Source organism: Corallococcus sp. AB045 (assembly GCF_003668895.1).
Classification (GTDB): domain Bacteria; phylum Myxococcota; class Myxococcia; order Myxococcales; family Myxococcaceae; genus Corallococcus; species Corallococcus coralloides.
Genome location: NZ_RAWN01000127.1, coordinates 22,313 through 29,430 on the forward strand (window position 1 = coordinate 22,313; position 7,118 = coordinate 29,430).

A 7,118-nucleotide genomic window follows, 5' to 3' on the forward strand; every position below is an offset into this window, starting at 1 on the left:
GTCAGACGGGAGGGCACGCTAGCGTGCTTGATATGCGATCCATTGCCCCTTGGCTTCCCTTGGCATTGCTGACAGCCTTCCCCGTCTATTCCCAACCCGTCGAGACGGCTCGTGACCTTGAGATCGCGAACTGGGTGGACTTCGGCACGACCAGCGAGGACGCCTCCCGGATGGGATGGGTTCCGGACGGGTCTGGCCGCCTGTTCGTGACGACGTTGTCTGGGAAGGTCCGTGTCGTGGTGAACGGCGTCGTGCAGCCGACCCCATTCATTTCCGAATCATTCAATCGTAATGCCCAGGAAGGCCTCCTGGGCATGGCCTTCGATCCGGACTTCGCGAGCAACCATTACGTCTATTTCTTCGCGGCGATGCCGGGCTACCAGTTGCAGATCTTCCGGTATACCGACGTCGGTGGCGTCGGCGTGAATCGCACCGTCATCGTGGATGGGCTCCCGGCAGGAGAGCTCGACTACGACGGCGGCGGGATGACCTTCGGTCCGGATGGCATGCTGTACTTCGGGGTGGGGAGTCTCCACGGCTACCGTGAAGCAGACGTTCTGACGAATGCGGCGGGCAAGATCCACCGTGTGCGTCCGGATGGCACCGTGCCCACGGACAATCCCTTCTACGACGGTGCGGGCCCGAACGTGGACAGCATCTGGGCGCGGGGCTTCTGCAATCTCTTCGGGCTGGTTTTCCAGCCAGGAACTGGCCGCCTGTGGGCCAATGCCTCGAGTCCGGAAAACCTTCAGGTCTTCAGTGTGGGGCCGGGCGACCATGGGGGGTGGCCCGACTATGACTACAACCGGCCCGCAGGCTACCTGGCGCCCGTGTATTCATACCTGCGCTACTACGATGTCAATCCGCTCACGCCGACAGGTGCGGTGCGGCAGAACGGCGTCGCGACCTTCACGCTCCTGAACGACTATTTTGACTCCTCCTGGTACCACAAGGGGACGCGGGTCATGATCCGAGACGTGGAGGATCCCAGCTTCAACGGGAACTTCTATGTCACGGGGCATCCCTCCCCGCAGTCGTTCTCCGTGGACCAGCCAGTGCCGGATGCGGTGAGCGGCGGCGGCCAGCTCGAGCGATGGATCGAGGGCGATTTCGTCATGGGGGGCATGTTCTATGGGGGGACACGATTCCCCTCGAGCTACTCCGGCAATTACCTGTTCACGGACTACCGCGGGATGCTTCATCGGGTCCGGTTCGCGGCGGACGGCTCCGTGGCCGCGGAGGACCTCATCATCAATCACGAGACGGGGGCCGGCTACGTCGACGTGAGTGAGGGACCGGACGGGGCGTTGTATGTGCTGGGTTATGGGGTGATTCTGCGGGTCACCCCAACACCAGAAGGTCAGGCCCTGGTCGTGTCGCCCTCGGAGTTCGTCATTCCGGAGGGCGAAACCCAGACGGTCATGGTGTCCCTGGCAATGCCACCCCTGGTGGACGTCTGGGTCAAGGTGGCAGCGCAGGGGGGCGAGGGTGACCTGTCCGTGATGGAGGGCGCCTCGCTCCGCTTCACTACCGAGAACTGGAGCGTGCCTCAGTTCGTGACGCTGGGCGCGGCGCAGGACGCGGATGCGGACGTCGAGCATGCGACCTTCACGTTCACGCCGTCGCAGGACTTCCCCGTGGTCACCGTCCAGGCTCGTACGGAGGAGGACGAGGTGCTTGAGGAGCCCGGCAGTGACGGCGGCGTGGAAGGCGATGCTGGAGTGGACGCTGGGGCTACCGAGGATGCGGGAGCCGTGGAGGATGCAGGGGCTTTCGAGGATGCAGAGGCCGTGGCGGACGCGGGAACCCTGGTGGATGCCGGTTCAGCCGTGGACGCGGGAACCCAGGTGCCCGAGGGCCCCGCGAAGGACGGCGGCGCGGTGCTCGTGCACATGGAGGATGAATCCGGCGGGTGCAGTGCCGGCGCCACCGCGCTTCCAGGCGTCCTGGCCTGGTGGCTGCTCGCGGGAGTCGTGTGGAGGCCCCGCCGCGCCCGGCGGTAACCCGCCGCACGCAGCACCTGGGGGACGTTGGCTGCCAGCGAACATCCTCCCGCGCGGGGACTCCACCCCCCGGCGGGAGGATGATTAGCGTTCAGCCACGGGGAGGTGGACGTGGCGAAGCCGCGCCAGGCGGTCCGGAAGCAGACGCGCACGCCGCACGAGCGGCGGCATGACACCGCGCTGCTCATCATCGACGTCATCAACGACCTGGAGTTCCCCGGCGGGGAGAACGTCCTGCCCTGGGCGCTGCGCATGGTGGAGCGCCTGGGCCCCTTCGCGGAGCGGATGCGCAAGGCCGGCGTCCCGGTCATCTACGTCAACGACAACTTCGACCTGTGGCGCAGCAGCTTCACGGACGTCTACAAGCACTGCACCCGGAAGGACAGCCGGGGCCAGCGGGTCGCCCGCGCGCTCAAGCCCCGGCCGGACGACTACTTCATCCTCAAGCCCAAGCACTCGGCCTTCTTCGCCACGTCGCTGGTGCCCCTGCTGGAGCACCTGGGCACGAAGAAGCTGCTGCTCGCGGGCATCGCCACCAACCTGTGCGTCTTCTTCAGCGCCCACGACGCGCACATGCACGAGTACAAGATCACCGTGCTCAGCGACTGCTGCTGCGCGGAGAGCGACAAGGACCACGACCTGGCCCTGGATCAGCTCCAGCGCTTCCTGCGCGTGCGCGTCTGCCGCGGGGACGAGGTGCACCTGCAACCCCGCTCGCGCCGCCGCGCCACGCGCAAGCCCCTGCCAGAATGGAAGTGACGGGGGCCGCCTGACACAAAGGAGGACGGCTCAGACGTCCTTGTCGCCGTCGTCGTCCTCGTCGTCATCGAGGATGTGGCACTTGCCCGCATCCTCGTCGAGCGCCTTGCCGACGAACTCCTTCACCAGGTCGTCGCCGTTGAAGACCAGGGACAAGGAGTTCTGCTCGCCGCCGACGTCCTCCTTCTTGTCCACCACGAGCTTGCCGCCCAGCGCCGTCGCGCTCCCGTCGACGTGCGCGCCCGCGGTCACCCGCACCTCGCCGCCAATGGACACCACGTCGCCCTTCACCTTCGCGCCGGGCTCCAGGATGACTCGCCCCCGGATGGCGGCCACGTCGTTGTCCACGACCGCGCCCTTCTTCACGATGACGTCGCCATCCACGGCGACCGCGTCCTTGACCTTCTCCCCGGGCTCGATGACCAGGTTCGTGCCCTGGACCGCCTTGCTCCCGTCCTTGACGTTGACGCAGATGGTCTTGGCGGGAGCCTTGGCCGGCTTCTTCGCCGGTTCCGCCGCCAGGGCGGGCACGGCCAGCGAACAGGCGAGCAACAGGGTGGGAAGGAGCGGGCGGCGCATGGCGGGGACCTCCGGAACGCGGAAGGGGAGCGGCATGCCCTTGCTACGGACGGCCGCGTCCCCCATTGCATCCGGTGCCCCGCGTCAGCCGAGCACGCCCTTCGCCGCGTCGATGGCCTCGTGCGTCCCCGCGAGCGCGAGGATGTCACCCGCGCGCAGCACCTCCTGCGCGGTGGGCACCAGCACGCCCGCTTCGCCCCGCCGGATGGCCAGCACCGTGGCCCCCGTCATGCCGCGCAGGTTGAGCTCCGCCAGGGTCCGGCCCACCGCCGCGCTGGACTCGCCGAGCGCCACCGACTCCGGTTCGCCGATGCCGGGCAGCATCTGGCGCACGCCGTGCAACACGTCCTGTGAAGGCTCGTCCTCGTCGCCCTTGGCGTGGGACTGGGCCGCGAGCGCCTCCACGATGACCTGCGCGCCCGCGCGCATATGCCCCTGCAGGTTCGTGGCGCTCTTCCAGAAGGCGAAGCCCATCACACCCAGGGACACCAGCAGCAGCACCGCGCCCGGCACGCCGGGGATGAACGGCTGGGTGATGGCCAGCACCGGCACGCCCACCATGAAGACGCTGGCCAGCTGGAGCGCGACCACCAGCACCCGCCGGGGCGCCGCCGCCAGGTCCACCTTGCCGTTGGCGGCCGCCGGCAGCGCGCCCTCCGCCAGCACCACGCCCAGCCGCCGCCCCATCCGCACGATGCCCACGCAGAAGGGCAGGGCCAGCGCCGTGGCCAGGCCGATGACGATCCACGGCGTCATCGTCTTGCCCCAGCCCATACGCTCGTCGATGAACTCCGTCACCTGGGGCAGCAGCACGGACGTGCCGATGACGATGATGGTGATGAACGCCGCGTCCAGCAGCATCAACAGCCCCATGCGCCGCACGCGCGCGCCCACCGTCTTCTGGCGCGGCGACGTGCGCAGGTTCTCCACCCAGCTGCCGTACAGCGACGCGAACGTCTGTAGCGGCGCCGGCAGCTTGCGGTCCACCCAGTTGGCGATGGGGTCGGACGCGCGGATGAGCCACGGCGTGGTCAGCGTGGTGATGGCGGACACGGCCACCGCCACCGGGTAGAGGAACGTGCCCGTGGCCTTCAGGGACAGGCCCAGCCCCGCGATGATGAAGGAGAACTCGCCAATCTGGGACAGGCTCAGGCCCGCCTGCACGGACGTGCGCGTGCCGTTGCCCGTGAAGAACGCACCCAGCGACACGCTGAGGATCTTCCCCAGGATGACCACGCCGGTGAGCACCGCGATGGCCAGCCAGTGCTCGCGGATGAGCGCCGGATCGATCAGCATGCCCACCGACACGAAGAACACCGCGCCGAACAGGTCGCGCACCGGCTGCACCAGGTGCTCGATCTCCTTGCCCTCGCCGGACTCCGCCACCAGCGAGCCCGCGAGGAACGCGCCCAGCGCCACCGAGTAGCCGAACGTCTGCGCCAGGAGCGCGCCCGCGAAGCAGATGCCCACGCTGGTGACGAGCGTCGTCTCCGGCCGCTGGAGCTTCGTGATGTAGCGCATCAACCGGGGCACGACGAACAGGCCAATGCCGACCAGCCCCACGAGGAACGCGGCCAGCCGGCCCACCGTGTACGCCAGGTCCCCGGCGGACAGGCCGGTGCCGCTGGACACCGCGGTGAGCATGGCCATCAGCAGGATGCCGATGAGGTCCTCCACGATGAGGATGCCCACCACGATGCCGCGCAGCGCGCCCCGGATGTTCTGCTCGTCGAAGGCCTTGGCGATGATGGTGGTGCTGGAGATGGCGATGCAGCAGCCGGTGAACAGGCTCTCCAGCATCGTCCAGCCGAAGGCGCGGCCGATGATGAAGCCCAGCCACACCATCACACTGCACTGGATGAAGGCGGTGAGCCCCGCGGTGGGCCCCACCTGGAACAGCCGGCGCAGGCTGAACTCCAGCCCCAGGGAGAACATCAGCAGGATGACGCCCATCTCCGACAGCGTCTGCACGATGCCCGGGTCCGCCACCAGGGGGATGGGGACGTGCGGTCCTATGATGAAGCCCGCGAGGATGTAGCCCAGCACCACCGGCTGGCGCAGGCGCTGAAAGAGGACCGTGGTGACCGCCGCGACACAAAGGACGGTGGCGAGGGCTTGGAGGAACGCGTGGGCGTCGTGCATGGGGGCGCCTCTGGAGGTGATGGGCTCGCGATGACCGGCCCCGCCCGCGCTGCGCGGGGCCGGAACGACAGGAAGTTAGGGCGGACTCAGCTGCATCGCTCGAGGGCAATGGCCCCGACGATGATGGCCAGGCACAGCAGTCCGCTCCACAACAGGCGCGCGCCCTGCCACTGATCGTGGGTGGAGCCGCCCTGCTGGGCCTGCTGCGAAGGGGTGGAGGTGGGATCGGGGGAAGGGGATGGAGACATGGAAGAAGGTCTCGCGCGGCCGTGAAGGGAGCACCGCGTGCTGGAAGGGTTGTGTCGTGGGAAGGGCCTGCCCGCCTGGTCCCAGGGGTCACACCGGGTTGGAAACGGGCGCGGGCCTTCGAACGGAAGCAGAAGGACGGAAAAGAACCGCTCAGCCTGGGAGGGGCGGACCCTGTGCCGGGCAGTTCACCGTCCGGGGACGGTCCGCCAGCGGCGTGAGCCGGGAGGGCAGCGCGCGGGCAAGCAGGCCCTCGGCCCGCGCCAGCATCCGCGCGTCATGGCGCGCGAGGATCGCGCGCAGCGTGTCCGGCCGGGGCGCGAAGGGCGTCAGGGGACGGAGGCCGGCACCCCCGCCATCCACCTGATCGCGTAAGCCCGTCCGAGGCGCGGCCACGTGCGAGCCATGCAGCAGCCCCGCTTCCTCCCACCCCAGCTTCGGGGTGGATGGCGTGCGCGACACCGCATGCGTCCGGGACGCCGCGGCCTCCTGGCGGGCTCCCCATCGGGCTCCGGTGGAGGGCGCTGACGAAAGCCCCACCATCCCCAGCAGCCCGGCCAGCACCGCCGCGCACACGACCGCCGCCAGGGCGAACCTGAACTCACGGAGGGCTTCACGCCCGGTGTGGGGAGGGGCCGGCGTCATGGATGGGGGGGTTAAGCGTGTCGTACCCGATGCGACAGTCGGGCGACGACAAAAACGAGTCAGCGGAAGGCCTTTATACGCAGCCGGGTTCTCACGCACCTCGGAAAATCGCGCCCTTGGCGACGAAACTGTCACGTGATGGTGCGCCGGGATGATTTCAGCATCGCTCCAGATTGACGTTGCCACCCGCTAGGGGGTATCCCCTTCCGGCAACCGAAAATGCGAACCATTCTCAACTTCGACGACGGATTGGGTGCTGCCCCTGCGCTGCCGCAAGCTGTGACCGCCCGTGCGGATGCAGTGCGGGGTCCGGCGGGGCTCTTCCAGTCCGCGACCGCGACGGCGGAGGCGGGATGGGGTCGCTGGAGCGGGGCCCTGCTGACCGCGACCGCGGCGCACGTGCTCGCGGTGGCGGTGGGGTTGTTGGTGGTGTCGAACCCGCCGCCGCCGCAGGTCAAGAAGCCGGAGCCGGAGCTGGTGCTGATGGCCTACGCGCCGCCTCCGCCGCCGCTGGGCGGTGGCGCGCTGAAGCAGGCGACCCCGGAGCCCGTGAAGCCGGTGGTGCAGAAGCCGCGCCCCAAGCACCGGGAGCTGGTGGTGCCCGCGAAGGTTCCGGAGCCGGTGAAGGAGACGGCGCCGGTGGTGGAGCAGGTGGAGACGCCGGTCGCGACGGAGGTGGTCGCGTCGCAGGCGCCCGCGGGGTCGGGCGTGCCGGACGGCGCGGTGGGTGGCGTCGTCGGGGGC

6 protein-coding genes and 1 pseudogene are annotated in these 7,118 nt (G+C 68.9%); 3 read left to right on the plus strand and 4 right to left on the minus strand.

Translation table 11 applies throughout. The features are described 5' to 3' along the window. Window positions 1-32: 32 nt before the first annotated feature. Both D7Y21_RS26670 and D7Y21_RS26675 read left to right on the plus strand, forming a co-directional pair. On the plus strand, window positions 33-2,003 hold the full coding sequence (locus D7Y21_RS26670) for a sorbosone dehydrogenase family protein (protein WP_233612291.1): 1,971 nt from the start codon (window positions 33-35) through the stop codon (window positions 2,001-2,003). A gap of 111 nt (window positions 2,004-2,114) precedes the next feature. Further along, the gene (locus tag D7Y21_RS26675; protein ID WP_199735495.1) at window positions 2,115-2,762 is read left to right on the plus strand and encodes a cysteine hydrolase family protein; all 648 of its coding nucleotides are present in this window, start codon (window positions 2,115-2,117) and stop codon (window positions 2,760-2,762) included. Window positions 2,763-2,792: 30 nt separating this feature from the next. Here the strand turns inward: D7Y21_RS26675 and D7Y21_RS26680 are convergent, their stop codons facing one another. The 4 genes from D7Y21_RS26680 to D7Y21_RS26690 form a co-directional block, all read right to left on the minus strand. Next, window positions 2,793-3,341: a hypothetical protein gene (locus D7Y21_RS26680; RefSeq protein WP_120563286.1), complete on the minus strand. Its 549-nt coding sequence runs from the start codon at window positions 3,339-3,341 to the stop codon at window positions 2,793-2,795. Window positions 3,342-3,425: 84 nt separating this feature from the next. Beyond that, the gene (locus D7Y21_RS26685; protein ID WP_120563094.1) at window positions 3,426-5,483 is read right to left on the minus strand and encodes a cation:proton antiporter; all 2,058 of its coding nucleotides are present in this window, start codon (window positions 5,481-5,483) and stop codon (window positions 3,426-3,428) included. A gap of 86 nt (window positions 5,484-5,569) precedes the next feature. Further along, entirely contained in the window at window positions 5,570-5,731 is a 162-nt protein-coding gene (locus D7Y21_RS41935) for a hypothetical protein (RefSeq protein ID WP_158619251.1), read from the minus strand. Between the two features lie 151 nt (window positions 5,732-5,882). After that, window positions 5,883-6,374 carry a hypothetical protein gene (locus tag D7Y21_RS26690; protein ID WP_121716521.1) on the minus strand — a complete coding sequence of 164 codons (492 nt, stop codon included), beginning with the start codon at window positions 6,372-6,374 and terminating at the stop codon, window positions 5,883-5,885. A gap of 219 nt (window positions 6,375-6,593) precedes the next feature. Between D7Y21_RS26690 and D7Y21_RS26695 the strand changes: the two are divergent. Beyond that, a pseudogene (locus tag D7Y21_RS26695) lies at window positions 6,594-7,118 on the plus strand (energy transducer TonB); the annotation flags it as partial.